This window comes from Ruegeria sp. CG11, assembly GCF_056537245.1.
Genome location: NZ_JBQFRE010000002.1, coordinates 139,119 through 162,367 on the forward strand (window position 1 = coordinate 139,119; position 23,249 = coordinate 162,367).

28 protein-coding genes are annotated in these 23,249 nt (G+C 59.2%); 10 read left to right on the forward strand and 18 right to left on the reverse strand.

Translation table 11 applies throughout. The features are described from left to right. The first annotated feature begins 29 nt into the window (after window positions 1-29). Window positions 30-662, forward strand: a complete 633-nt coding sequence (gene aat / locus ACR0KW_RS06775; RefSeq protein WP_480804315.1) for a leucyl/phenylalanyl-tRNA--protein transferase — start codon at window positions 30-32, stop codon at window positions 660-662. On the opposite strand, the gene ACR0KW_RS06780 is transcribed toward aat, so the two are convergent. From ACR0KW_RS06780 to ACR0KW_RS06805, 6 genes are all read right to left on the reverse strand, one after another. Further along, the gene (locus ACR0KW_RS06780) at window positions 617-985 is read right to left on the reverse strand and encodes a DUF2155 domain-containing protein (RefSeq protein ID WP_480804316.1); all 369 of its coding nucleotides are present in this window, start codon (window positions 983-985) and stop codon (window positions 617-619) included. The genes aat and ACR0KW_RS06780 overlap by 46 nt on opposite strands. Then, complete coding sequence (gene mlaD / locus ACR0KW_RS06785) at window positions 982-1,434, reverse strand: outer membrane lipid asymmetry maintenance protein MlaD (protein ID WP_170545238.1); 453 nt, start codon at window positions 1,432-1,434, stop codon at window positions 982-984. The genes ACR0KW_RS06780 and mlaD overlap by 4 nt, the downstream gene beginning before the upstream one ends. A 12-nt stretch (window positions 1,435-1,446) precedes the next feature. Next, a complete protein-coding gene (locus ACR0KW_RS06790) occupies window positions 1,447-1,830 on the reverse strand; it encodes an NADH:ubiquinone oxidoreductase subunit NDUFA12 (RefSeq protein WP_170326808.1) in 384 nt (127 codons plus the stop codon). Between the two features lie 79 nt (window positions 1,831-1,909). After that, complete coding sequence (locus ACR0KW_RS06795; RefSeq protein ID WP_480804317.1) at window positions 1,910-2,272, reverse strand: RidA family protein; 363 nt, start codon at window positions 2,270-2,272, stop codon at window positions 1,910-1,912. 63 nt (window positions 2,273-2,335) lie between these two features. After that, window positions 2,336-3,601 carry an ATP-dependent Clp protease ATP-binding subunit ClpX gene (gene clpX / locus ACR0KW_RS06800; protein WP_170332602.1) on the reverse strand — a complete coding sequence of 422 codons (1,266 nt, stop codon included), beginning with the start codon at window positions 3,599-3,601 and terminating at the stop codon, window positions 2,336-2,338. 131 nt (window positions 3,602-3,732) lie between these two features. Continuing rightward, on the reverse strand, window positions 3,733-4,365 hold the full coding sequence (locus tag ACR0KW_RS06805; RefSeq protein WP_170326811.1) for an ATP-dependent Clp protease proteolytic subunit: 633 nt from the start codon (window positions 4,363-4,365) through the stop codon (window positions 3,733-3,735). Between the two features lie 308 nt (window positions 4,366-4,673). Here ACR0KW_RS06805 and ACR0KW_RS06810 point away from each other — a divergent pair, with 308 nt between their 5' ends. Together ACR0KW_RS06810 and ACR0KW_RS06815 are read left to right on the forward strand one after the other, a co-directional pair. Then, window positions 4,674-5,015, forward strand: a complete 342-nt coding sequence (locus tag ACR0KW_RS06810; RefSeq protein WP_170326812.1) for an ArsR/SmtB family transcription factor — start codon at window positions 4,674-4,676, stop codon at window positions 5,013-5,015. 133 nt (window positions 5,016-5,148) lie between these two features. Beyond that, window positions 5,149-5,286, forward strand: a complete 138-nt coding sequence (locus ACR0KW_RS06815; protein WP_170404358.1) for an entericidin A/B family lipoprotein — start codon at window positions 5,149-5,151, stop codon at window positions 5,284-5,286. Window positions 5,287-6,395: 1,109 nt separating this feature from the next. On the opposite strand, the gene ACR0KW_RS06820 is transcribed toward ACR0KW_RS06815, so the two are convergent. The 6 genes from ACR0KW_RS06820 to lepA form a co-directional block, all read right to left on the reverse strand. Continuing rightward, on the reverse strand, window positions 6,396-6,842 hold the full coding sequence (locus tag ACR0KW_RS06820; RefSeq protein ID WP_480804318.1) for a hypothetical protein: 447 nt from the start codon (window positions 6,840-6,842) through the stop codon (window positions 6,396-6,398). Window positions 6,843-7,014: 172 nt separating this feature from the next. Beyond that, window positions 7,015-7,500 carry a hypothetical protein gene (locus ACR0KW_RS06825; protein WP_480804319.1) on the reverse strand — a complete coding sequence of 162 codons (486 nt, stop codon included), beginning with the start codon at window positions 7,498-7,500 and terminating at the stop codon, window positions 7,015-7,017. Between the two features lie 116 nt (window positions 7,501-7,616). Next, window positions 7,617-7,796, reverse strand: a complete 180-nt coding sequence (locus ACR0KW_RS06830) for a CTP synthetase (RefSeq protein ID WP_170326816.1) — start codon at window positions 7,794-7,796, stop codon at window positions 7,617-7,619. Window positions 7,797-7,991: 195 nt separating this feature from the next. Further along, the gene (locus tag ACR0KW_RS06835) at window positions 7,992-8,234 is read right to left on the reverse strand and encodes a hypothetical protein (RefSeq protein ID WP_480804320.1); all 243 of its coding nucleotides are present in this window, start codon (window positions 8,232-8,234) and stop codon (window positions 7,992-7,994) included. A 268-nt stretch (window positions 8,235-8,502) separates the two neighbouring features. Continuing rightward, complete coding sequence (locus ACR0KW_RS06840) at window positions 8,503-9,372, reverse strand: hypothetical protein (RefSeq protein WP_480804321.1); 870 nt, start codon at window positions 9,370-9,372, stop codon at window positions 8,503-8,505. Between the two features lie 376 nt (window positions 9,373-9,748). Continuing rightward, the gene (gene lepA, locus ACR0KW_RS06845) at window positions 9,749-11,548 is read right to left on the reverse strand and encodes a translation elongation factor 4 (RefSeq protein ID WP_480804322.1); all 1,800 of its coding nucleotides are present in this window, start codon (window positions 11,546-11,548) and stop codon (window positions 9,749-9,751) included. A gap of 163 nt (window positions 11,549-11,711) precedes the next feature. Here lepA and ACR0KW_RS06850 point away from each other — a divergent pair, with 163 nt between their 5' ends. The 3 genes from ACR0KW_RS06850 (at window position 11,712) to ACR0KW_RS06860 (ending at window position 14,134) form a co-directional block, all read left to right on the forward strand. Then, window positions 11,712-12,818: a Hint domain-containing protein gene (locus ACR0KW_RS06850; RefSeq protein ID WP_480804323.1), complete on the forward strand. Its 1,107-nt coding sequence runs from the start codon at window positions 11,712-11,714 to the stop codon at window positions 12,816-12,818. Next, on the forward strand, window positions 12,815-13,126 hold the full coding sequence (locus ACR0KW_RS06855) for a hypothetical protein (protein WP_480804324.1): 312 nt from the start codon (window positions 12,815-12,817) through the stop codon (window positions 13,124-13,126). The genes ACR0KW_RS06850 and ACR0KW_RS06855 overlap by 4 nt, the downstream gene beginning before the upstream one ends. A gap of 66 nt (window positions 13,127-13,192) precedes the next feature. Then, the gene (locus ACR0KW_RS06860) at window positions 13,193-14,134 is read left to right on the forward strand and encodes a LysR family transcriptional regulator (RefSeq protein WP_480804325.1); all 942 of its coding nucleotides are present in this window, start codon (window positions 13,193-13,195) and stop codon (window positions 14,132-14,134) included. Here the strand turns inward: ACR0KW_RS06860 and ACR0KW_RS06865 are convergent. Continuing rightward, a complete protein-coding gene (locus tag ACR0KW_RS06865) occupies window positions 14,131-14,574 on the reverse strand; it encodes a low molecular weight protein-tyrosine-phosphatase (protein ID WP_480804326.1) in 444 nt (147 codons plus the stop codon). The genes ACR0KW_RS06860 and ACR0KW_RS06865 overlap by 4 nt on opposite strands. A gap of 28 nt (window positions 14,575-14,602) precedes the next feature. On the opposite strand from ACR0KW_RS06865, the gene ACR0KW_RS06870 reads away from it, so the two are divergent. Next, the gene (locus tag ACR0KW_RS06870) at window positions 14,603-15,298 is read left to right on the forward strand and encodes an NAD-dependent deacylase (protein ID WP_480804719.1); all 696 of its coding nucleotides are present in this window, start codon (window positions 14,603-14,605) and stop codon (window positions 15,296-15,298) included. Between the two features lie 69 nt (window positions 15,299-15,367). After that, the gene (locus ACR0KW_RS06875; protein ID WP_480804327.1) at window positions 15,368-15,976 is read left to right on the forward strand and encodes an HdeD family acid-resistance protein; all 609 of its coding nucleotides are present in this window, start codon (window positions 15,368-15,370) and stop codon (window positions 15,974-15,976) included. An 88-nt stretch (window positions 15,977-16,064) separates the two neighbouring features. Here the strand turns inward: ACR0KW_RS06875 and ACR0KW_RS06880 are convergent, their stop codons facing one another. The 5 genes from ACR0KW_RS06880 to meaB all read right to left on the reverse strand — a co-directional run bounded on the left by ACR0KW_RS06880 (window position 16,065) and on the right by meaB (window position 20,016). Beyond that, on the reverse strand, window positions 16,065-16,538 hold the full coding sequence (locus tag ACR0KW_RS06880) for a copper chaperone PCu(A)C (RefSeq protein WP_480804328.1): 474 nt from the start codon (window positions 16,536-16,538) through the stop codon (window positions 16,065-16,067). 40 nt (window positions 16,539-16,578) lie between these two features. Continuing rightward, window positions 16,579-16,929 (reverse strand): hypothetical protein, encoded by a 351-nt coding sequence (locus tag ACR0KW_RS06885; RefSeq protein ID WP_480804329.1) that lies wholly within the window; start codon window positions 16,927-16,929, stop codon window positions 16,579-16,581. 405 nt (window positions 16,930-17,334) lie between these two features. Further along, window positions 17,335-17,622: a 50S ribosomal protein L28 gene (gene rpmB, locus ACR0KW_RS06890; RefSeq protein ID WP_170326827.1), complete on the reverse strand. Its 288-nt coding sequence runs from the start codon at window positions 17,620-17,622 to the stop codon at window positions 17,335-17,337. Window positions 17,623-17,741: 119 nt separating this feature from the next. Then, window positions 17,742-18,926, reverse strand: coding sequence for a Hint domain-containing protein (locus tag ACR0KW_RS06895; protein ID WP_480804330.1), 1,185 nt, complete (start codon window positions 18,924-18,926; stop codon window positions 17,742-17,744). A gap of 112 nt (window positions 18,927-19,038) precedes the next feature. Then, window positions 19,039-20,016: a methylmalonyl Co-A mutase-associated GTPase MeaB gene (gene meaB / locus ACR0KW_RS06900; protein ID WP_480804331.1), complete on the reverse strand. Its 978-nt coding sequence runs from the start codon at window positions 20,014-20,016 to the stop codon at window positions 19,039-19,041. Between the two features lie 129 nt (window positions 20,017-20,145). Here meaB and hrpB point away from each other — a divergent pair, with 129 nt between their 5' ends. Continuing rightward, the gene (gene hrpB / locus ACR0KW_RS06905; protein WP_480804720.1) at window positions 20,146-22,599 is read left to right on the forward strand and encodes an ATP-dependent helicase HrpB; all 2,454 of its coding nucleotides are present in this window, start codon (window positions 20,146-20,148) and stop codon (window positions 22,597-22,599) included. A gap of 141 nt (window positions 22,600-22,740) precedes the next feature. Next, window positions 22,741-23,199 carry an NUDIX hydrolase gene (locus ACR0KW_RS06910; protein WP_480804332.1) on the forward strand — a complete coding sequence of 153 codons (459 nt, stop codon included), beginning with the start codon at window positions 22,741-22,743 and terminating at the stop codon, window positions 23,197-23,199. Window positions 23,200-23,249 lie beyond the last annotated feature (50 nt).

Below are 23,249 nucleotides of genomic sequence, written 5' to 3' on the forward strand. Positions count from 1 at the left end.
GCCTGCCCTTCGGCCTTCGGGCATTCTGCATGAGCCTTTCCCCGGAACTCTTGTTACACGGCTATTCCATCGGCATTTTCCCGATGGCCGAACACCGTGACGCCGCAGAGCTGTTTTGGGTTGATCCCAAATTTCGCGGTGTCTTTCCCCTCGACGGTTTCCATGTCTCGCGCAGTCTTTCCCGCAGTATCCGCAAATGCGGGTATTCGATAACGATCAACCAGGACTTCGCCGGGGTTGTCGATGGCTGCGCAGATCGCGCGGACACCTGGATCAATGCCGAATTGCGGGACCTTTATCTGCAAATTCACCGCACTGGCCACGCGCACTCGCTCGAGGTGTGGGAGGCCGACCATCTGGTTGGCGGCGTCTATGGTGTTGCACTAGGGGCCGCATTTTTCGGAGAGAGCATGTTTTCGCGCCGAACGGACGCGTCAAAGATCGCTTTGGCCTATCTGGTGGATCGCCTGCGGCAAACCGGGTTTCGGCTTTTCGACACGCAATTTCTGACCGCACATCTAGCGTCACTGGGGGCGATCGAAATTCCCCGAACGCAATACCGGCAAGAGTTGGAAGAGGCGATAAACGCAGGCGCAGATTTCACCGCGCCTTTGGTTCAATCAGCCGAAGGCGTCATACAGCGGATCACCCAGACGTCGTAACGCGCATGATCCAGCGCGTTCAGCGCCGGAGATGTGGCAATCATCCAACCGTCAAACAATTCGTCCGACTTACCTTTTTCCCAGATCGTCAGATAGGCAAAGGCATCACCGGTGGGGTTCTCGGCCGGATAACGGCAATCCCCAAGCGCAACGTCCAGACCAAAAACCGCAGTGGTCTCACCGTTCTGCATTTCCACATCGACGGTCTGGCCGCTGACTTTGTCGAGACCCCGCAGGATCGCCCCAGGACCTGACTGCGCCTTTTGCTGCGCCATTGCACCCGAGGCGGCCAGCAGCGCTGCGATCAGGGCAAAACGCTTCATTCGCTGCCGTCCCCGGCCACGAATTTAACCAGCAGCGAGATCAGGCTGACCGCGCCTTGCGTATCTTCAACCTGATCGCCGGGCTCAAAATAGAATGGCGAGCCACCCGGCATCACCTCGACGAAGTTACCACCCAGCAGACCTTCGGATGAAATCACGATGGCACTGTCATCCGGCACCAGAATGCCGTCTGCAATCGAGAAGGTGGTGTCTGCGCGATAGGTATCCGGGTTCAGAGTAACGCCCGTCACAGTCCCGATCTTGACACCGGCCAGACGCACGTCCGTGCCCACACCTACACCTTCGAGCGAGCGAAACGACGCCTCAAGCTGATATCCCGCACCGCCCTGCGACAGGCCGGTGGACTGGCTCGCATAAACGCCAAAAGCGACGGCACAGGCCAGCACAGCCCCACCGACAAGAACTTCGGTAACGTTATAGGTCGACATCGCTCGCCTCGTTTATTCCGGGCTCCAGGCCTCGTAATCCGTGCGCTCAACCGGGTTTTGCCGACGCAGGGACCCCGCTGGGGTATAGGCCAGAGCCGTCCCCGTCAGGTTTTCCTGATGCGGTTTTTCCCAGGATTTATGCTCCAGCGGCTTGTCGGTCGGCGGCTCGTCCCAGGTGCGGTGCAGCCAGCCGTGCCAATCGGGGTCGATCCGGCTGGCCTCGGCCTCACCGTTGAAAATCACCCAACGTTTGCTGTCGTCGGCATTGCGATAGAAGACATTGCCTTCGTTGTCTTCGCCGACTTTCTCACCTTTCCGCGCAGTATAGATCTGCGTGTTCAAGGTGGCTCCGTTCCACCAGGTTACGGCCCGCAATAGACTGTTCAGGATACCCATCGGCTGCCTCCGGCATTTCTGTTCCCGCAGATATGGACCAAAGGCTCGCCAAGGTCCAGTGCCACTAGGGCCGCACCTGCTATTCCGGCAAATATGCCGTGACTTCGATTTCGATCCGGTACTTCGGGTCGATCAAACCGCACTCGATCATGGACGTCGCCGGAGGGTTTTCGCCGAAGTATTCCCGCAGGATTGGCCAGCAGGGCTCGAACTCGGATCGATCCGGCAGCATGTAGGTCACGCGCACAACATCAGCAAAGCTCGCTCCAGCTTCGGTCAGCGCCTTGCTGATGGTTTCAAGGGCCGACCGACACTGCCCAGTCACGTCATCGCCTTGCCCGACCGTTCCGGCTACATGGACCCAGCCCCCGGCAACCACCGCGCGGCAATACCCGATTTTAGCCTCGAATTCTCCACCTGACGAGATGCGTTTGATTGTCATAGTAACCCCCACAAGAAAACGGCGCGGTCAGTGCCGCGCCGTGAATGGTAAATCGTTTTGAGCTTAACCGGCCGACGCCGATTCCGCTGCATCCGCATAGATGATCAAGGGCTGCTTGTCGGACGACACCGCCTCTTCGTTGACCACAACTTCGGTGACGTTTTTCATGCCTGGCAGTTCGAACATCGTGTCCAGCAGGATATCTTCGAGGATCGAGCGCAGACCACGTGCGCCGGTTTTCCGTTCGATGGCCTTCTTGGCAATCGCCTTCAGCGCATCGTCGGTAAAGGCCAATTCGGCATCTTCCAGCTCGAACAGACGCTGGTACTGCTTGACCAGAGCGTTCTTGGGCTTGGTCAGGATCGTTACCAGAGCATCCTCGTCCAGATCTTCCAGCGTCGCCAGAACCGGCAGACGGCCGACGAATTCCGGGATCAGGCCGAACTTCAGCAGGTCTTCGGGCTCCAGATCCTTAAAGATCTCGCCCACGCCGCGCTCGTCATTGTCGCGCACATCGGCGCCAAAGCCCATGGCCGAGCCTTTGCCGCGCTGCGCGATGATCTTGTCCAGACCGGCAAACGCACCGCCACAGATGAAAAGAATGTTCGTGGTGTCGACCTGCAGGAACTCCTGCTGCGGATGCTTGCGGCCACCTTGCGGAGGAACCGACGCCACGGTGCCTTCCATCAGCTTCAGCAATGCCTGCTGCACGCCCTCACCCGATACGTCACGGGTGATCGAGGGGTTCTCGGACTTGCGGGTGATCTTGTCGACCTCGTCGATATAGACGATGCCGCGCTGTGCGCGTTCGACGTTGTATTCGCTGGCCTGCAGCAGTTTGAGAATGATGTTCTCGACATCTTCACCCACATAACCGGCCTCGGTCAGCGTGGTGGCATCGGCCATGGTGAACGGCACGTCCAGAATCCGCGCAAGCGTCTGCGCCAGCAGCGTTTTACCGCAGCCAGTTGGGCCGATCAGCAGGATGTTGGATTTCGCCAGCTCAATATCGCTGCCCGCTTTCTGGGCATGGTTCAGGCGCTTGTAATGGTTGTGCACAGCTACCGACAGAACCCGTTTAGCCGTAGCCTGACCGATAACGTAATCGTCCAGAACCTCGCAAATGTCCTTGGGCGTCGGTACACCGTCCGAGGATTTCAGGCCACTGGCCTTGGTTTCCTCGCGGATGATGTCCATGCACAGTTCGACGCATTCATCGCAGATGAACACGGTCGGGCCCGCGATCAGCTTGCGTACCTCATGCTGGCTTTTGCCGCAGAAGCTGCAGTAGAGCGTGTTCTTGCCGTCACCGCCTGAATTCGTCGCCATGTTCTACCTTTCGGGCTTCGTCCCTGCGGTCCCCCTCGGACCGCGTGCCGCCTGTTGGTGCAGCTTAGGCCAGCACCGAGACGGCTACAATCTCAAAATGCGCCCCGCGCAAGCCGCGCGGGGACTTGATCTTAGGCCTCGTCGCCGTCCAATTTGGCGCGGTTTTCGACGATTTCGTCGATGTGACCCCAATCTTTCGCCTCTTCCGGGCTCATGAAATTGTCACGATCCAACGCCTTTTCAACCGCCTTTTTGGTCTGGCCGGTATGACGAACATAGATGTCATAAAGGCGATCTTTCAGTTTCTGCGTCTCGGCCGCGTGAATCATGATGTCACTGGCCTGACCCTGATAGCCACCGCTGGGCTGGTGCACCATGATGCGGCTGTTGGGCAGCGAAAACCGCATTCCCTTCTCGCCACCGGCCAGCAGAACCGACCCCATCGAGGCCGCCTGACCGATCACCAATGTCGAACATTTCGGCTTGATATACTGCATTGTGTCGTAAATCGACAAACCGCTGGTCACAACACCGCCAGGCGAATTGATGTAGATCGAGATCTCTTTGCTGGGGTTTTCCGCCTCGAGATGCAGCAACTGGGCGACGACCAGATGGCTCATCCCGTCATGGATCGGGCCGTTGATGAAAATGATCCGCTCTTTCAGAAGGCGCGAGAAAATGTCGTAGGCGCGTTCGCCCCGGCTGGTCTGTTCGACCACCATCGGGACGAGCGTATTCATATAGGTATCAACTGGATCGAACATTCTGAACCTGCCTGCTTTGCTATGGATCGGGACATTACCCGAAGAAACGTTACCTGAGTCTTAGTGTCGCCACCGGGGGGCTGCAAGGGGGGCCGGAGACTTCGGGCCGCGCGGCCGGGATTTGAGTGTTGAACTTGCTCTTTCGCAGTCAGCTTCGAGAGCGTTCTTCGCATATTGCAGCCCTTACATCACATCATTTTGATTCATGCATATGGAAATACATGTTCAAAATAAGTACCCAAGACATTCGAGTCCGCGAACCCCCACTCACACCTCCACCTGGTTCGCGCGTAAACAAGGAAAACACGATGGCCCTTCCCCAGCTTTCGCAAGACATGCACCCCGAAACATTCGACAAGATGGTTGAAAACGCGACGCGCGCGTCGAATTTCCTGAAAGCCATCAGCCACGAAGGCCGCCTTATGATCCTGTGCCATCTTGTTTCCGGTGAAAAATCCGTGACCGAGTTGGAAGAGCTGCTGTCCGCCCGTCAGGCGGCCGTTTCCCAGCAGTTGTCGCGTTTGCGCCTTGAAGGGCTGGTGACGCCCCGCCGCGAGGGCAAGGCGATCTACTATCGTCTTGCCGATGATCGGCCACGCCGCATGATCGAACTGGTCTACGACATGTTCTGCGGCGAAGAAAAAGGCTAATCGCACAACTCTGTGGCGTTCCAATCACCATCTTCACGCCACCCACACTCAATGGCTGAGCAGGCCTCAAAGCACTGGTTCCATTCAGGGAAAGCTGTTACGCAACACAGGACAGACACGAATGGAGACACTGATGATCCGTGCAATTCTGATTGGGCTTGCCCTGTTCACTCTCACCGCCTGCGAAACCGCCAAAGGCGCTGGCAAAGATATCGAAAAAGCGGGTGACGCGATTCAGGACGCGGCGTCGGACGTTCAGGAGAACCTCTGACCCCCAAGTCTTGGCAGACCGCACGACGCACACCCTGCGTATTGTTGCTGATTCAGCCGATCCAGCGTAGGATTCGGGGTACAGGTGCATAGACGCGGTATTGCATTTCTGACAGGGCAGCGGGGTTCTTGTGAACGCACAAGACCCCGCTGTTTTGTCGAACAAGGGTAAAGTGGCAGCCTGTTTCAAGCCGAAAGACGGCAAAAGGAAAAGGCGTCAGGTGCGCAGACGCGGTCTATGCACGTATCCTTACGAACACTCCTGACGCCTTGCCGGGTCGACACGTCCGGCGGACGTCCCGAGCCAGTTGCCCTAGCCCCAGTAAGGGCCACGGCCGCCGTGCCGCGCCGAAAGGCACCACACAGCACGCGTCGGCCTTCTGAGAGGCTGGCCCTCTGATCCGGGTACGGAACCCCGATCACACGACCATCCACCGGTAAGTCTCTGCACAACAAGTCAGATCCTAAAACCTGCCCTCACCGTGCTGACCCCCTAGCCTTTGCGCCCCACCCGAGTTCCTGAGAACCGATGTGGTAGGGTGATCGTTGCACCGGTACCTGTGTCCGGCAAGAAAATAGCACTGCAGCATGAAAATTAGACGGGGATAACGTGTTGATATCCTCTGGGAAAGTTTTGGGGATAACTCCGGAAGTCGCGCGACTCTGCCGGTTTGAGGCAGGAAAACTCCGAACCGCGTCAAATCACCGTTTCAGGCCGAATTTCTGCAACTGCGAAAGGGTTGAGTAGACATTTGTGCGTGAAATCAGAGCACCCTGCCCCCGATTTCCGATTCTGCGATTCGTCTCACGCCTCAAACGGTCGAGAGACATGGAAACGGAACCAAGGCCGGACGCGCCCTCCCCCGCCTGAGACGCCGCGCTGAAGGTTCACGAGGTCCAAACCGCCCCGTGCCGGGCTACGCCGCAACCCGGCACGCTACGATCCGTACCCTGTCGCAGGTGGCGCAATGGCCGTCCGACTCGTCTCCTCCCGTCGGAGACATTGGTTCCGTTTCCTGAGAAGCGCTCTGGCCCGACCGGGATTACCAATTACGCGCTGCGACGAACAGCAGCCAGTACCCCCTACAGACCGCTCAGGCCAGAGACACTTCAGTTCACCTGACGTTCCAGAACGGTGCTGTAGGTCGTTCCGTTACGCAGGCTACGGAAATCCGCAAAGATTTTTCCGTCTTCGTACCGGGCATCGATCAACGCGTTCGCGCCGATGACCAACGGTGAGGTTTCAACGATCCCGATGCTACCAGATCCATCGAGGCTGATGGTGCCGGTGGCCTCGTTCTCATTCCATTCGGTGTCGCCATCGCGCCGCCACTTGCTGGGGCCCCAAAAGACGTTGTCTTCCTGAATCTGGATGTCCAGCATCCACTCGGCTTGGTTAAACCGGGGTTCATCGCCGCGATAGGTATGGGATGGCGAGACGGTCGTATAAGACCCCAGCCATGTGCCGCGCAGATCCGGCGCGTCGGCCAGAGCGGCCGTTCCAAGGGTGAGGGTCGCGGCCAGAGCGGCTGCTCCGGCAGTCATGTATCTGGTCATTGGCTCTCTCCTCCAAAACTGTGGCCGTCCTTGGCCTGCTGAACAGATTGGAAGCGAGTGAACCGGTTACAACTTACCTAAGGGAAACTTCATCTGTGGTTCATTGAACTCTCAGAGGTTTCAGGCGGACGGGGGCACACCCTCCCGCCCTAAACCGTTGCGAAGTATAAATTTATTCCACCGTGATACTGCCGGTGATCGTGTTTACGAATTTCTTGGTATCGGGGTCGGTCAAAGACGAAAAGGTCCCGCCCCCCGTTGCGCTGGCCCAATTGCCCGAGCCGCCCGAAACCGTCCAGTCCCCGGTCAAAGCGCCATCCGCGCCGATCCCTGTGGCCGTCCAGGTCATCACCGCTTTTTCGCCCGAGGCGGTGTCGAACACGCAATTCCCCGTGCCCGAGACCCCGGCCCCATTGACCAGCACCGCGCCGAAACAGCTACCCGACGCCCCTTCCAAAGGGTGCCCGGCGGCAATCTCGAAACTGTCATAATCGGTTTGCGATTTGATCACCGCGTGACCGTCCGAGATACCATAGACCTGGTTCACATTCGTCCCCGTGCCCGCGCCGGTGGCGTCAAAAGTCTCGGCTATGGCCGGGCCTGCGAACAGGCCCAGGGTCAAGGCTGTGGTTGCGGTCACTTTCAAGAACTTGTGCATAATAACCTCTCATTTCTGAGGGTTTGGCGTTGCAAGCATGTAAAGAAAAGGCCGCCTGAACGCGGTCCCCCGCGCGGAGGATAACACATTCCGTTCTTTGCGTCTAAACCGAGCGCTCAGCCTTCGAGCTTGCGGGCCACCAGAAACGAGGCCGGGAACGCCGCGACAAAGCCGACAACTGCCGCGATCAGCAGGGTCGTCCACGCGGCGTGCCCCATGACCAGAACCGCAATGACCGCGCACCCGGCAAGGGTGGAACCAAGGAAGATATGAATGATCAGCGTCAGGGGCGACATAGGGGCCTCGTTTTTCCAGTCTGTTTTGGCGGAGACTAGAATCGAGGCCGAGGCTGGTCTTTGATCTGGGTCAGAATGCGCGGTGATCCGGGGTGCAATTTCAACGGCTTATTAGGAGAACGGAGGGTCACGCCCGCCCTGACAGGCGGCGCAAACGCTCACCCAGTTTACCATTCCGGATCCGGCAATTTAGTGTCAGTTCAGGCCAAGCAGTTCCTTGGCCTGGGCCAGAGTTGCAACCGACGCGTCATGATCACCTGCATCGTGCAGCGCGGCACCTTCGTCGCGCCATGCTTCGACCTGTGTGATCTGTTCTTCAGACAGGTCAGGACCCGCAGCCAGAGCGGCATCGATGGCGGCAATGTCGGTGGGACATTGCCCGGCAAAGGCGGGCGCGGCGAACAGGCAGAAGGCAGCGGCCAGAGACAGATGTTTCATTGATTCATCCTCCCGTGTTTTGGGGTGAGATGAGAATATCATGAAACGGGTCAGGCCCGGAGGGCATCAGCATCCGATGCAGCGGATCGGCGAAGGATGGCTGACAGCGAGACAGTTTCGCTTTCGCACGTGTGGAACCACGGGACCAAACTCGCCGCCCCATGGGGGCGGGTCGGCGCGGCCCAGCGGTGCCACTAGGTTGACGGGATGAGATCACACAGCGGATTAAAGTACCGTCCAAACTAACGCTGTCCAGCTTCAGATAGAACTATTGACGGATTTTCAAAAGTTCCGGTTTCGAAATACTGAGAATAGCCTCGAAAGGAATAAGACCTAGGCTAAACACTTCACTCTCTATCAAAAACCTGACTCTACTCTCTGAAACCCTATCAACATATAAGGCTCCGACACCCCCCAAACCCAGCAATTTAACGTCAACCACACAACTCTCAGCCTCATGGCAACTTGACATCAAAACAGAAACAAAAGGTCGATCAACTAAATAGTCGAAGCGAGATGCTCCAGTCAGAGCAGAAAAGAAGATGACAAAAGCAGCAATTGCGGGAAATGATAAAGGAAGTGAAAGCAAGTATTTTCTTTGGAAGATTAAGAACACCGGTGAAAGCAACAGTGAAACCGCTTTCAATACAATAAATGAGCAATTCCTCCAACCATTGGCTGTAGAAAAATCATCTTTAAATTTACAATATCTTACCTTCAATTCATCATCCAGCCCCGAAACACGAAGCAAGACAAAACAAATAACTATTAGCACGAACAAACCTTGACCTAACAGGCCAAGAAATCGAAAAAAATCTAAAAATAAATAATGACCTACTACAAAAAAGGTGACAGTTAAAGCTACTGCTACCAATATCGTTACATTGATTTCCAAATTGTAGGATTCAACATCCTTTCCTTCGGAAATAAGCGTCATTGCAGCGGATCCAAAAAACGTCACTAACCGCACGCCTATCAAAACAATACCGGCCATTATTGAGACTACAATGTACTCAGAGGCGATAAATTTCGAATCAATCAGCGAAATAGCAACCGTATCTAACTTTATAAGGAAGCCAGCAAAGTATGCTGCCGAAATGGAGAATATGGCTAAAAAAGTCGAAATAGCGGGAGCCAATTTTCGACCTCCCCGTTCTAACAATCTCCACCCAAGACTCTCAGGCCTAGATTTCCACCTAAGACGTGCTTGCTTCAATGCAGACTCTTTTTGCCCTCTTCGGTAAACCACTTAACGCAATCACCACTGTGAAACAGTGGCCCCTCCGCCGCCAATTCATGGGCAGTCAATACTCAACTTTTTCAATTTCAAAGATAAACCAATTTAGGGGCATATTCAAATTCAAAGGAACTGGAGCCCTTCCTTGCACAACAGCTGAGCGGTTCATTCTTTTAAGGTCACCGATAGTTCGGCTTTTCTTTGGCCACTGGGATGTACAACAGTTCGCGACCAAAGAGAGCTAGGCAACTTTAACCTTCATACAAAATGGACAGCCTTAGCTATCCATCTTCAACGCAGAAATAAACGCCTCCTGCGGGATATCGACCTTCCCGAACTGGCGCATCTTTTTCTTACCGGCCTTCTGCTTCTCCAGCAGTTTGCGTTTCCGCGTGGCGTCGCCGCCGTAGCATTTCGCGGTCACATCCTTGCGCAGGGCCGAGAGGGTCTCGCGGGCGATGACCTTGCCTCCGATGGCGGCCTGGATCGGGATTTTGAACATGTGGCGCGGGATCAGGTCCTTGAGCTTTTCGCACATCGCCCGGCCCCGCATCTCGGCCCGGTCGCGGTGAACCATGGTCGACAGCGCATCGACCGGTTCGTCATTCACAAGGATCGACATCTTGACCAGCGCATCCTCGCGGTAGCCGGTCATCTGGTAGTCGAAGCTGGCATAGCCCTTGGTCACCGATTTCAGGCGGTCGTAGAAGTCGAACACGACCTCGTTCAGCGGCAGGTCATAGACGACCATGGCGCGGCTGCCCGCATAGGTCAGGTCCATCTGGATGCCGCGGCGGTCCTGACAGAGTTTCAACACGTCGCCAAGGTATTCGTCGGGTACCAGAATGGTCGCCTTGATGCGCGGCTCCTCAAGGTGGTCGACCTTGGACAGGTCCGGCATGTCGGCGGGGTTGTGAAGCTCGATCATCTCGCCGTCTTTCATGTAGACGTTGTAGATCACCGAGGGTGCGGTGGTGATGAGTTCGATATCATATTCGCGTTCGATGCGGTCGCGGATGACCTCAAGGTGCAGCAGGCCCAGGAAGCCGCAGCGGAAGCCAAAGCCCAGCGCGGCCGAGGTTTCCATTTCGTACGAGAATGAGGCGTCGTTCAGCGCCAGCTTTTCAATCGCGTCGCGCAGGTCTTCGAATTCGGCGCTGTCCACGGGGAAGAGGCCACAGAACACCACCGGCTGCGCGGGTTTGAAGCCCGGCAGGGCGACCTCGGTGCCGTTGCGATCATTGGTGATGGTGTCACCGACGCGGGTGTCGCGGACCTGTTTGATGGATGCCGTCAGAAAGCCAATCTCACCGGGACCAAGCGAGTCGACCATCTCCATCTCGGGGCGGAAGACGCCGACGCGGTCGACATGGTGCAGGGTGCCGTTCGACATGAACTTAACCCGCATGCCCTTTTTCAGCGTGCCGTCCATGATGCGGACCAGAACGATCACGCCGAGATAGGCGTCGTACCACGAGTCCACCAGCATCGCCTTGAGAGGCGCGTCGAGGTTGCCCTGCGGTGCGGGCAGTTGTTTCACGATGGCTTCGAGCGTCTCGTGGATGCCCTGCCCCGTCTTGGCGCTGACCTGAATGGCGTCGGTGGCGTCGATGCCGATCACATCCTCGATTTGCTCCGCCACGCGGTCACAATCCGACGCAGGCAGGTCGATCTTGTTCAGCACCGGCACGATCTCATGGTCGGCGTCGATGGCCTGATACACATTCGCCAGCGTCTGCGCCTCGACCCCTTGGGTCGAGTCCACAACCAGCAGCGACCCCTCGACAGCGCGCATGGACCGCGAGACCTCATAGGCAAAGTCCACGTGGCCGGGGGTGTCGATCAGGTTCAGCACATATGCCTCGCCATTGTCGGCGGTGTAGTCGATGCGAACCGTGTTGGCCTTGATGGTGATGCCGCGTTCCCGCTCGATATCCATGCTGTCGAGCAGCTGTTCCTTCATGTCGCGATCCTTGACCGTTCCGGTCTCTTGAATGAGCCGGTCAGCAAGGGTGGATTTGCCATGGTCGATATGCGCGACGATGGAGAAATTGCGGATATGAGCGAGGTCTGTCATGGGTTGGGGATATGTCCGTAGATTGGCCCCTCGTCAAGCCGGGAAGCGCCCTGACAGGACACTCAGAGCGCGTTATTGACCAGCCTCGTTTACTGTAAATTGAGGTCTGCCGGTGAATTTGCTAGCAACCGATCAAAACACCGGTGAGAGAGCAGTGTACTAGATGGCTGATTATTCAATATTTGTTATGGGTGAAAGCCAGCTGTCAATCTCGTTGGCGCAGGGGCTGGACGGCCTCAATCAGGGCGACGGCAGCCATCTGATCGGCCAGACCATAACGATCGACACCCGCTCGGCCACCGAAGTGTTCATTCGCGATGGTGGAAACGATGCCAATTTCGCCGACAATGACACCAATCAGCGCCTGGATGGCGATCAAACGATTGACGGTATGCTGTTCACCGACGGCACACGGGTCGAGGCCGAATACGGCATAACGCTGACGGACGGGGTAAACACCTATCAAGCCGTCGCCTTTAACGTGAACAACTCGTCCCCATCCTATGCCACGGTCGAAGGAATTGCCTTCATCGGCGGCCCGGGCGAGTTCCCCCCGGCCGGGGTGGAACTGCAGGTTGTCAGCACGCAGGAAGGACCCGGCTTTGCGGTAGTCGATTACGTCACGCCGATCTGTTACCGCCGCGGGACACTGATCCGCACCGATCTCGGGGATACCCTTATCGAGACGATGAAACCCGGCGACGTGGTTTGGACGCAGGACAATGGGTTTGCCCCTGTCCGCTGGGTAGGTTCACGGGATGTGATCGCAACCGGGCGATTCCGGATGGTCGAAATTCCGACAGGTGTGCTGACGAACTTTGCGCCCCTAAGTGTATCGCAACAGCACAGGCTTCTGGTCACCCATCCCCTTGCCGAATTGCATTTTGGCGTGCCCGAGGTTTTTGTACCGGCCATCAGCCTCGTGGACACCGGGCTCGCCGCGCTATCGGGCGAGAAAACGGCCTGCTATCATCACCTTCTGCTGGATCGGCACGCGGTGATCAAAGCCAATGGCGCGGCTTCTGAAAGCCTTCTTGCGGCACCGTCGGAAACGTCTGATGACCCCGACGCCCTGTTCTTTCCTGACCTCGCGGCGCAAAATCACAACGTTATGCAAACCGCAAGATTGGCCCTGAAGCGGCGGGATGCCACGTTTTTGATACAGAAAATCTTGTCCATTGATCCAATGGGGCGTTTGATTCATACTCCCGCCCAGACCGAGAGGGGCGACAGATCTCTCCGGGTAGGCAAAAACGAGGCTCGAGCATGAAACAGTTCCTCTTAATCGCACTCTGTGCCACGTCGATCTTGGCGATGGCACCTCAGGCCGCCGAGGCGGCGCAGATCAAGCGGGCATGTCTGGCATCCGACCGCACGGCCGCGACGCGGGACCGGTGCAGTTGCATCCAGCGGGTGGCCAATCAGGCGCTGACCCGCAGCGATCAGAAGACTGTCGCCAAGTGGTTCACCGACCCCCATCAGGCACAGGAATTGAAGATGTCGCAGACCGCACGCGATGATGCGCTGTGGGATCGGTATCGGAACTTCGGCCAGATGGCGCAGGCGATCTGCAGCTAAACTTATCTCAATCCTTGACCTGATCCGCACTGCGCCCCAGAAAAGGCGCAGCGAAGGGGATATCTGATGGTTATGAAAGGGCTGACCCTGCGCGGGCTCGAAGTGTTCGAGGCCCTGGCGCGGACGGGATCGGTGGCGCAAGCCGCCGAGATCACGGGGCTCAGCCAGCCCTCGGTATCGCAGCAATTGCGCAACCTGGAAAACGCCTTGGGGACCGAGTTGGTCGATCACGGGCGCCGCCCCATGCGGCTGACGCAGGCGGGGCGCAGCTTTCTGGCCAGGACCGAGGCTGTGCTGGCCGAACTCCAGATGGCACAAAGCGAGCTGACCGTGATGGATCTGGGCCATCTGACCACCCTGTCCATCGGGCTGATCGACGATTTCGACAATGACCTGACCCCGCGCCTTGCGACTCTGCTGGCCGACAGCCTGACCCGTTCGAACTTCAAGCTGCTCACCCTGCCCAGCCTGGATTTGTTTGAAGAGCTGGAGGCCCAGCGCCTGCATCTGATGGTTTCGGCCCATTCCGGCGAGGTGCTGGAGGGCGTGGTCGAATACCCCTTAGTACAGGACCCATTCATTCTGGTGACGCCCAAAGGGGTTGAGAACGCCGTTCAGGAACTGCCCTTTCTGCGCTACGCCCGCGATCAATTGATCAGCCGCCAGATCGAGGCACATCTGGCCCGGCGGCGGCTGGAATACGAAGAGCGGTTCGAGATCGGTTCCCATCTGGCGCTGATGGCGATGGTCGCGCGTGGCCTTGGCTGGGCGATTACCACGCCGCTGGGCTATATGCGGGCAACCCGTTTTCACGACGCGCTTGAGGCGCACCCCGCCCCGTTCGGAGATTTTGCGCGCACGATATCCCTGTTTACCCGCACCGACTGGTCCGATCAGGTTCCGCAAGAAGTTGCCGGCATGATGCGCCGCCTAATGCGCAACCAGATTGTCGACCCGGCGCTGGCGCAACTGCCATGGCTCGCCGACCGCCTGAAGGTGATGGGCTAGGCCCGCAGATGCGCCTCGAGCCCCGCCACGGCGGCCTCGATCAGGTCCAGCGCCCCGTCAAAATCCCGCGAATAGTAGGGATCGGGCACGTGATCGGCTCCGGTCTCGGGGGCGAAATCGGTCAGCAGGCGAACCGTGGTCTCATTCCCAGCAGGCCGCAAGGTCTCGATGTTCCTGATGTTCTCGGCGTCCATACCGATGATTAGGTCGAACCGATCAAAATCCTCAGCCACGAATTGCCGCGCCCGCAGGTCGCTCAGGTCGATACCCCCCGCCCGCGCCGCCGACTGCATCGGCCCATAAGGCGGTTCACCGATATGCCAACCCGAGGTCCCGGCACTGTCGGTCACGTGTTGGGGTGCACGAGCGCGAAACACGCCCTCGGCAGCAGGGGAACGGCAGATATTGCCCAGACAGACAAAGAGGATACGGTGGGTCATGGGCCAAGGTGTAGCGCGTGAGGCGAAGATGGAAAAGATCGTCATTTTGACAGGGGCCGGAATTTCCGCCGAAAGCGGATTGGGCACGTTCCGCAACGAAGACGGCCTGTGGGCACAACATCGGATCGAGGATGTCGCCACACCCGAGGGCTTTGCCCGCGACCCGACACTGGTCCATGCGTTCTACAACGCCCGCCGGGTTCAGGCTGCTGAGGCTCAGCCCAACGCGGCGCACAAGGCGCTGGCCCGCCTGCAACTGGATTTCCGCGGGGATGTGGTAATCGTCACCCAAAATGTCGATAACCTGCACGAGGCCGGTGGCGCCCCAAACGTAATTCACATGCACGGCACACTGGCCGGGGCGCTCTGTGCAGCCTGTGATCACCGGTGGCCCTCTCCACCCGAGATGGCGGTGGGCGAGCCCTGCCCAGCCTGCAATGCCCCCACTGCGCGGCCGGATGTGGTCTGGTTTGGCGAAATGCCCTACCACATGGACGCAATCTATGATCATCTGGCCAACGCGACCGTGTTCGCGGCGATCGGCACCTCAGGCCAAGTCTACCCCGCTGCCGCCTTTGTGCACGAGGCCCGCTTGTCCGGCGCGCAAACTGTTGAACTGAACCTCGCCCAGTCAGATGGGGCATCCAGCTTTGACGAAGTCATCCTCGGTCCCGCATCCGAAACCGTCCCACGCTGGGTCGAGGGACTGCTGGGCCGACCATGATCGCGATCCCAGCAGACAGCAGCGGATTTTCTTGTTTATAGTAAAGGCCTAACATGCCGGGAGAGCATCATGACAGACCCCCAGTTTCCACGCGAAGAAATCCTTGATGACAGCAGCTTGGACGGCCGCGATGCGCTGGGGGATCAATTGGCAGGCCTGTGGTGGACATTCCTACTGAGGGGACTTCTGGCCGGGGCGCTGGGCATCGCGGCCCTGTTCTGGCCGACGGGCAGCATCTCACTGCTGTTGCGACTTGTAGGCCTTTTGCTGGTGTTTGACGGCGCACTGACCTTGCTGGGCTTTGGACGGCGCGGCCTGATTGGAGGCGTGGGTATCGGCGCGCTGCTAATCGGATTGGTGTTGTTGATATGGCCCGAGGGCGTGGCCCGGCTGACCTTCTTCCTTCTGGGCGCGTGGGCGCTGATCGTGGGGGTCGGCTCTCTGATGGCTTGGCGGCAGATGTCGGATCAACATCCAGATGCCGCTTCGGTCCGCAACTCGGGAATCGTGGCACTGGTAATCGGGCTGGTGCTGATCTTCTGGCCAGGCAGCGGCATGGTGGCGCTTGGATGGGCCATCGCGTTCGGAGCGCTCGCCTTCTCGGCCGTGATGTTCTGGCTGACCGCCCGCTTCAAACGCGCCCATGACCGCGTGGCGATGCGGGTGGTCAATCGCTGATCCGTTCGACCCAACGCAAACAGGCCGGGCAAGGCCCGACCTGACGCATGGATGAGGGCCGCAGAGCGGCCCGAAGACAGGCGTTCGCTTAGTTCGAATGCGAACCGTGACCGCCTTTGTCCTGACGTTCCAGATCGACGGGAATCTCAATCTCGACCTCGCCCGCCTTTTCAAAGATCAGGGTCACGGGAACCGTCGCGCCATGCTCGAACGGAGCGGTCAGGCCCATGAACATCACATGGTCACCGCCGCGTTTCAGCATGTGCATCTCGCCTGTCGGAATGACAAAGCCTTCCTCGACATGCACCATCTTGGCAACGCCATTGTCATCAACCTTATGGGTATGCAACTCGACCCGTGCAGCCGCATCCGATTCCACGCCGATCAGCCGGTCATCGGTTTCGCCAGCGTTTTGGATCATCATGAAAGCCGCACCGGCCTTGGCCGACTTGCCCGACGACCGGGCATAAGCATCATTGACGGAAATTGCATCCTGCGCCCAGGCAGAAGTGGCCAGAAGTGCGGTGGCCAAAGTGGCCAGGAATTTGGATTTGAGGGACATCATGCCTCTCCTTGTTCAAGTGTCTGATAAGAGTAAAGTTTCAGATCAGAACCGGAGGTGCACGGGCCGGTCTGTAGGGAACCGGAAGGGCAATCAGATTGTCCGCCTTGCGCAAGGGTGCTGGTCGACCGGTTTTCGGGACCACAGGAAGTTCGGATCCCGAAACCGCAATCGCGCCCAACAGGGTCAGAGCGTAATCCGGGCAGAAATGCGGGGGCTTCGCCGGTTGGCCTTCGGCGTCCATATAGACCACCACAGGACCCGAGCCGGTGCACAGAACCATCTGCCCCACCGCTGTGTCCAGTCCGCGCGATGCAGCCACCCCCTGCCCCGTCAGTACGACGAGCAGCGAAAGTGCCAAAGGCAGGAATCTGTTCAGAACGGTCTTCATCCTGTGCCGGATATAAGCCCGACGCAAAGCGGGCTTCAAGCGCAATCGGATACGCCCGAAGCCCGCAAGGTTGGGTTTGGTGTCAGCCGTCCACGCCGGGACGTTTGACAGACCCTTTGGTCAGGCTCGTATGCAACCTGTTCACCTGTCGTTGCATCCGAAAGCATGTCCCAAACGATTTGCCAACAAAGGCAGCCAACAGGGAGAGGTAATCAGATAGTTTGAAAGACATGAGATAGAACTCCGCCAGATGAATATGACTAAACATAAAACAGGCAGAGCAAAGTGTATGTGAACAATGTCACCGACGAGAGAATTTTAGTTCCAATTTGAGAACAGGCCACGCAAGAAAAGACCCTGCACCTTACGGTACAGGGTCGAATTTCTTCGCAGTGAAAAAAGGGCTTAGGCCGAGGCTTGTGCCTTGGCGATTTCCTTTTTCACTTTCAGCGCGTTTGCCGACAGCTCTTCGTCCTTGGCTTTGGCCAGGAACGCGTCCAGACCACCGCGGTGGTCAACCGAACGCAGAGCAGCAGCCGATATGCGCAGCTTGACGCCACGGCCCAGAGCTTCGGACTGCAGGGTAACGTCGTTCAGGTTCGGCAGAAAACGACGACGAGTTCTGTTTTTGGCGTGGCTGACATTGTTGCCAGTCATCGGGCCTTTTCCGGTCAGTTCGCAACGGCGCGACATGGTTTCTTCCTTTGTTTCTGGAGGCCGGGCATAACGCCCTCGGCCAAATCACAAGGGGCGCAACCCGAAGTCGCGCCCGAAAACTGGTTGGATGCGTGTAGTGGGAATCGCAGGAAGGGTCAAGACGGATCAAGCGAATTCTTTAAACCGACGTCGTTGACCGGATAGGTTTGTGCCCGCAATAGCGGTTTGTTGTTCTTTCGGTGCCGTTCCAACAGGCGCGCCTGCTGCCGTCCGCGCGGGATAAAGCGCGCAGGCCTTGGCGTCAGTTGCATTTCGATCAGCTCAGGGAAAATTTCAAAAATCTCGCGCCTTGCATCCGCGCCAAGCGATTTCAGGGCCTCGGAACCGGTAAACAGGCTTTCGGTGGGGGCGTCTTCGGCAAAGATCACCTGATGGCGATCAAACAACAGGTGAAAATACTCTACCCCTGCCACGGTTTCATCGACAAAAATCCCCGGCAGGACGGTCAGCTTGATCGCCGGGATCAACACCTCGGATGTGCCGAACATACGTTCCGCGATTTTCGACTGTACCAGCATCCTGTGTTGGCGCGAGACCAGCAGGTCCCGCCGGGGCAGGCCGTTGCCCAGTGCTCCGGCCAGAATGCGAACCGGCCAAAGGCGCGGATTGTTCAGCAATGCGGCCCGGTCAAACCCGCGGCGACCAATCCAGTGGATGCTTTGCAGCCCGTGCTCCATGGTGGGGATCATATCCCCGGTCTGCAGCTCTTGAATCGGGCGCTTTCCTGTCTGAGTCAGAATAGATGTGTCGCGGGTAAAGCATGGGACCCCTGAGCCGTTTTCGAACGCCGAATACGTAACCACGATGCCGGACGGCAGGGTAAACGTACCGCTGGATAATGAATAGCCGACGCCATCCTCGACCGTGATAGTGCCAAAAACACTGTCATTGATCACGGTCCCGGCGGGCAGGTTCAGCGTGTCGGTTCCGTTGCCGCCGCGAATATCGTCAGTAACGGACGTACTGCTGAAATTCAGGGTGTCGTCGCCGCCGCCCAACCGAATGGACCCGACGGTCGAGCCCGTAATGTCAACGGTGTCAGCATCCGACCCCGATGCAACGCGGCCGCCGACGGTGCTGTTGGTAACGGTTATTGTGTCACTTCCGGCATTGCCGATCACGTTGTCGGCGATGACACTGTTGGTGACATTTATGTCGTCATCACCGCCCCGGCCCCGGATATTGTCAATAGGAGACCCTTCCGGATTCCCGTTCAGGGTCCCGTTGTTGTTTGTGACGTCGATATCGTCGTCGCTATTTGTCCCAACAATTCTGGGCATTCGGGCCGGTCCAATACTTCAGGTGGCCAGACTAACACGTTTCCGCGCCACCGTCAGTTCATAACCCCGGCTTCAGTCCGAGTGTCCGCCGCGTAACAATCAACCAGAACGTCTAACGGGGAATCAGTGACGACAGCATGGATTCCGCGGCGGCCGAGGGGCTCAGCCCACCTGCCCGCACCTGTGCGCCCAACTGCTCCATATCCGCCCGCGCCTGAGCGGTGGACAATTGCGCCAGAAGGGCCGCGCGCACCTCTTGCTCGAACCAGTATTGCGCCTGCGCCGCCCGGTTCGCGTCCCAATGGCCGCTGTCCCGGCGCGACTGGGTGAGGGACTGCATCTCGGTCCAAGCACCCTCCAGCCCATGTTCTTCGACCGCCGAGACCGTCATGGCCTTGGGGAACCCTTCCGGATCCTGCGGTCGTTTGCGCAACAGGCGCAGGGCACCGGCGTAATCGGCACAGGTACGGGTGGCGGTGGCCTTCAGGTCTCCGTCCGCCTTGTTGACCAGAATCATGTCGGCCATTTCCATGATGCCGCGCTTAACGCCCTGCAACTCGTCCCCGCCCGCCGGGGCCAGCAGCAAAAGGAACAGGTCCGACATCTCGGACACGACGGTTTCCGATTGGCCCACGCCCACGGTTTCGATCAGAACCACGTCGAAAGCCGCCGCCTCGCACAAAGCAATCGCCTCGCGCGTGCGGCGTGCGACACCACCCAGATGCGATTGACTGGGCGACGGGCGGATAAAAGCATTTTTCTCGCGGCTCAGACGCTCCATCCGGGTTTTGTCACCCAGAATCGAGCCACCCGACCGGGCCGAGCTGGGATCGACCGCCAGCACCGCTACGCGCAGCCCCTGCCCGATCAGCATCATGCCGAAGCTCTCGATAAAGGTGGACTTGCCCACCCCGGGCGTTCCCGACAGACCGATGCGCAGGGATTGCCGCTGGGACTTGGCGACATGGGCCAGCAGCTCGGTCGCCTGCGCCCGGTGATCGTCACGGCCGCTTTCGACCAGCGTGATCGCCCGTGCCAGCGCGCGGCGCTCGCCATTCAAAATCCTGTCGCCCAGCTCAGCGGTGTTCATGCGCGTCCCCTACCCGATTTTCGCCTTGATGGCGTAGCAGAACGGGTTTTGTCCAGTGCCAAGCGCCATGAGAATTGCCGCAGCCTGTCGGAACTGGACCTTGCGGAACGGTTGGCGGATAAAGCCTGCATGACACGCTTGCCCATCGACGACGCCATCCCTGACCTGCTTGCCGCCCTCAAGGCTGCGGGCCGTGCCGTGTTGCAGGCGCCTCCGGGTGCGGGCAAGACGACACGGGTGCCGCTGGCGATGCTCGAAGCGGGCGTGTGTGATGGCAAGATCGTGATGCTGGAACCGCGCAGGCTGGCCGCACGCGCCGCGGCTGAACGGATGGCGGAAACTTTGGGGCAGCGCGCGGGTGAGACGGTCGGCTACCGGGTCCGTAGCGACGCCAAGGTTTCGAAATCCACGCGGATCGAGGTGGTCACCGAGGGCATCCTGACCCGGATGCTGCAATCTGACCCTGACCTGCCCGGCGTGGGTGCGGTAATCTTCGACGAATTCCACGAACGCTCTCTGAACGCCGATCTGGGCCTGGCGTTGTGCCTTGAGGTCACCGGCGCGCTGCGGGACGATCTTATCCTGCTGGCGATGTCCGCAACGCTGGATGCTGAACCCGTGGGCCGGCTGATGGAGGCTCCCCTCGTCACCTCCGAGGGGCGCAGCTATCCGGTTGAAACCCGCTGGCTGGACCGGCCCTTGGGGGTGCAGGCTCGGCGACTGGATGCTCTGGCCGATCTGGTGGCCCAGGCCGAGCGGGACACGCGCAAAACCGGCGGCGGCGTGTTGGTGTTCCTGCCCGGCGAGGGCGAAATCCGTCGGGCCGAGGCCGCGTTGTCCGGGCGTTTACCCGGCGATTGCGTGGTGCGCCCCTTGTTCGGGGCGATGCCCTTTGCCGCCCAGCGCGCCGCGATTGCACCTGTTGAAACCGGGCGCAAAGTGGTGCTGGCCACGTCGATCGCCGAGACCTCGCTGACCATCCCCGACATCCGCGTTGTGGTCGATATGGGGCAAGCACGTCGGGCCCGGTTCGATCCGGGATCGGGCATGTCGCGGCTGGTAACAGAGCGCGTAACGCGCGCCGAGGCCACCCAGCGTACAGGCCGTGCCGGGCGCGTGGCCGAAGGAATCTGCTATCGATTGTGGTCCAAGGGCGAAGAAGGTGCTCTGGCCGCTTATCCCCCGGCCGAGATCGAAGCCGCCGACCTGACCGGGCTGGCGCTGGAACTGGCGCTGTGGGGCGCCGATCCGGGCGATCTGGCCTTCCTGACACCACCGCCCGAAGGCACCATGGCCGAGGCGAAGGGCCTGCTGAACATGCTCGGCGCGCTGGATGCCAAAGGGCGGATCACCGAACACGGGCGTGCGCTGGCCGCGCTGCCCCTGCACCCTCGTTTGGGGCACATGCTGGTGCGCGCCGGGCCAAACGCCGCGCCCTTGGCCGCACTGATGGCGGAACGCGACCCGCTCAAAGGGGCTCCGGCGGACATGCTGCTGCGGCTGGAAGCGTTGCGCGACATGCGCGCGTTTCAGCGCAATCGGGTCTGGCAGGTGAATGCGGGTGCCGTAGATCGGATCAAGGCTGAGGCTAAGCGGCTGCGCAAACAGGGCAACTCCGCCGATCTAAGCCCTGCTTCGATGGCCGCGCTGGCCTATCCCGACCGGATCGGGCAACGCCGCAAGGGCGATGTGCCGCGCTATGTTTTGTCCGGTGGTAAAGGGGTTGTGTTGGACGCTGGCGACACGTTGGCCGCCGCGCCCAATCTGGTGGTCACGGATACCGACGGCAATCCGCGCGAGGCGCGCGTGCGCATGGCGGCCCAGATATCGGAACGCGAAATTCGCGACCTGTTTGCGGATCAGATCGTCTGGGTCGACAGTTGCGAATGGTCAAAACGCGACCGGCGGGTGGTGGCGCGCCAACAAGAGAGGTTCGGGGCAATCACGCTGAGCGACCGCATCTGGAAGGACGTCCCGGACGACGCGGTGGCGCAGGCCATGCTGGACGGCGTACGCGATTTGGGCCTGCGGCTGGAGGGCGCCGCAGCACGGCTCGCCGCCCGGGTTGAACTGGTGCGGGCCGAGGGCGCAAATCTGCCCGATTTCACCATCGAGGGACTGACCCAAACCCTTGAAGACTGGTTGCTGCCGATGCTTTCGGGCGTCCGCAATGCCGAAGACTGGAAGCGGTTCGACCTGCTCCCCGCCCTGCGCGCCCGGTTGGACTGGAACCAGACACAAGAGCTGGACCGCCGTGCGCCCGGGTCGTTTGAGACACCGTTGGGCCGCAAGGTGCCGATTGATTACGGCGGTGCGGTGCCCGAAATATCGGTGCGCCTGCAGGAGCTGTTCGGTGTCACGCGGCACCCTGTCGTAGGAGGCGAAGCGCTGAAGATCACCCTGTTGTCGCCAGCGCAACGCCCGATCCAGATCACCCGCGATCTGCCCGGTTTCTGGGCCGGGTCCTATGCGGACGTCCGCAAAGATATGCGCGCGCAATACCCCAAGCATCCCTGGCCCGAAGACCCTACCCAGGCTGACCCTACCCTGCGCGCCAAACGGCGGGGGCAAAACCGCGATTGACCGATTGCTCAGGCTTTTCGGCGAAACATCCAGCCATGCAAAGAAGGTGCACTCGCTTCCAAAAAAGGCTCATTGAAGATGCGCCTTTGTGTTGCTATATCTCTGCGGCTTAAAGGTAACGCGCTTGTAATTGATCAGATCATGACAAAATGGTTGCAAAACATCTGGGAGGAGGTCGCTCGCCCCATTTTTCTGCGCCCCCGGCGGGTGCAGTTCGCAGCGCTGTGCACCCGACAAACCGATACCGGGCCCGAGGTTCTGTTGATCACCAGCCGTGACACCGGACGCTGGATCATCCCCAAAGGCTGGCCGATCGATGGCAAGGACGGCGCCGAAACCGCCTTGCAGGAGGCCTGGGAAGAGGCGGGCGTGCGTGCGCCCGGCCCAGCCAAGGAACCGGTTGGCCACTTTACCTATGATAAAATCCTTAAAGACGGCACAGCCCTGCAGGTACTGACCAGTGTTTATCAGATCGACGTTCAGGATCTAGTGGATGACTTTCCCGAAGCGGGTGCACGCAAACGGGTCTGGGTATCACCTGCGACTGCGGCCGCCCGCGTAAACGAGCCGGAATTGCGCGACATACTGCTCCAACTGTAACAGTTTCGCAAAAATTTGATGACAAAGCGGTTGCCCATGCGGGTGAAACC

What these genes read in the sequence shown, in the direction of transcription:
- ACR0KW_RS06835 (WP_480804320.1), bottom strand. Translation starts at nt 8,234, where the DNA reads ATGAAACATCTGTCTCTGGCCGCTGCCTTCTGCCTGTTCGCCGCGCCC.
- ACR0KW_RS06910 (WP_480804332.1), top strand. Translation starts at nt 22,741, where the DNA reads ATGACAAAATGGTTGCAAAACATCTGGGAGGAGGTCGCTCGCCCCATT.
- ACR0KW_RS06860 (WP_480804325.1), top strand. Translation starts at nt 13,193, where the DNA reads ATGGTTATGAAAGGGCTGACCCTGCGCGGGCTCGAAGTGTTCGAGGCC.
- ACR0KW_RS06810 (WP_170326812.1), top strand. Translation starts at nt 4,674, where the DNA reads ATGGCCCTTCCCCAGCTTTCGCAAGACATGCACCCCGAAACATTCGAC.
- ACR0KW_RS06825 (WP_480804319.1), bottom strand. Translation starts at nt 7,500, where the DNA reads ATGCACAAGTTCTTGAAAGTGACCGCAACCACAGCCTTGACCCTGGGC.
- ACR0KW_RS06895 (WP_480804330.1), bottom strand. Translation starts at nt 18,926, where the DNA reads ATGCCCAGAATTGTTGGGACAAATAGCGACGACGATATCGACGTCACA.
- clpX (WP_170332602.1), bottom strand. Translation starts at nt 3,601, where the DNA reads ATGGCGACGAATTCAGGCGGTGACGGCAAGAACACGCTCTACTGCAGC.
- aat (WP_480804315.1), top strand. Translation starts at nt 30, where the DNA reads ATGAGCCTTTCCCCGGAACTCTTGTTACACGGCTATTCCATCGGCATT.
- rpmB (WP_170326827.1), bottom strand. Translation starts at nt 17,622, where the DNA reads ATGTCGCGCCGTTGCGAACTGACCGGAAAAGGCCCGATGACTGGCAAC.
- ACR0KW_RS06865 (WP_480804326.1), bottom strand. Translation starts at nt 14,574, where the DNA reads ATGACCCACCGTATCCTCTTTGTCTGTCTGGGCAATATCTGCCGTTCC.
- ACR0KW_RS06830 (WP_170326816.1), bottom strand. Translation starts at nt 7,796, where the DNA reads ATGTCGCCCCTGACGCTGATCATTCATATCTTCCTTGGTTCCACCCTT.
- ACR0KW_RS06885 (WP_480804329.1), bottom strand. Translation starts at nt 16,929, where the DNA reads ATGAAGACCGTTCTGAACAGATTCCTGCCTTTGGCACTTTCGCTGCTC.
- ACR0KW_RS06815 (WP_170404358.1), top strand. Translation starts at nt 5,149, where the DNA reads ATGATCCGTGCAATTCTGATTGGGCTTGCCCTGTTCACTCTCACCGCC.
- hrpB (WP_480804720.1), top strand. Translation starts at nt 20,146, where the DNA reads ATGACACGCTTGCCCATCGACGACGCCATCCCTGACCTGCTTGCCGCC.
- ACR0KW_RS06875 (WP_480804327.1), top strand. Translation starts at nt 15,368, where the DNA reads ATGACAGACCCCCAGTTTCCACGCGAAGAAATCCTTGATGACAGCAGC.
- ACR0KW_RS06850 (WP_480804323.1), top strand. Translation starts at nt 11,712, where the DNA reads ATGGCTGATTATTCAATATTTGTTATGGGTGAAAGCCAGCTGTCAATC.
- ACR0KW_RS06870 (WP_480804719.1), top strand. Translation starts at nt 14,603, where the DNA reads ATGGAAAAGATCGTCATTTTGACAGGGGCCGGAATTTCCGCCGAAAGC.
- ACR0KW_RS06855 (WP_480804324.1), top strand. Translation starts at nt 12,815, where the DNA reads ATGAAACAGTTCCTCTTAATCGCACTCTGTGCCACGTCGATCTTGGCG.
- ACR0KW_RS06820 (WP_480804318.1), bottom strand. Translation starts at nt 6,842, where the DNA reads ATGACCAGATACATGACTGCCGGAGCAGCCGCTCTGGCCGCGACCCTC.
- ACR0KW_RS06805 (WP_170326811.1), bottom strand. Translation starts at nt 4,365, where the DNA reads ATGTTCGATCCAGTTGATACCTATATGAATACGCTCGTCCCGATGGTG.
- ACR0KW_RS06780 (WP_480804316.1), bottom strand. Translation starts at nt 985, where the DNA reads ATGAAGCGTTTTGCCCTGATCGCAGCGCTGCTGGCCGCCTCGGGTGCA.
- ACR0KW_RS06790 (WP_170326808.1), bottom strand. Translation starts at nt 1,830, where the DNA reads ATGGGTATCCTGAACAGTCTATTGCGGGCCGTAACCTGGTGGAACGGA.
- mlaD (WP_170545238.1), bottom strand. Translation starts at nt 1,434, where the DNA reads ATGTCGACCTATAACGTTACCGAAGTTCTTGTCGGTGGGGCTGTGCTG.
- ACR0KW_RS06795 (WP_480804317.1), bottom strand. Translation starts at nt 2,272, where the DNA reads ATGACAATCAAACGCATCTCGTCAGGTGGAGAATTCGAGGCTAAAATC.
- ACR0KW_RS06880 (WP_480804328.1), bottom strand. Translation starts at nt 16,538, where the DNA reads ATGTCCCTCAAATCCAAATTCCTGGCCACTTTGGCCACCGCACTTCTG.
- lepA (WP_480804322.1), bottom strand. Translation starts at nt 11,548, where the DNA reads ATGACAGACCTCGCTCATATCCGCAATTTCTCCATCGTCGCGCATATC.
- meaB (WP_480804331.1), bottom strand. Translation starts at nt 20,016, where the DNA reads ATGAACACCGCTGAGCTGGGCGACAGGATTTTGAATGGCGAGCGCCGC.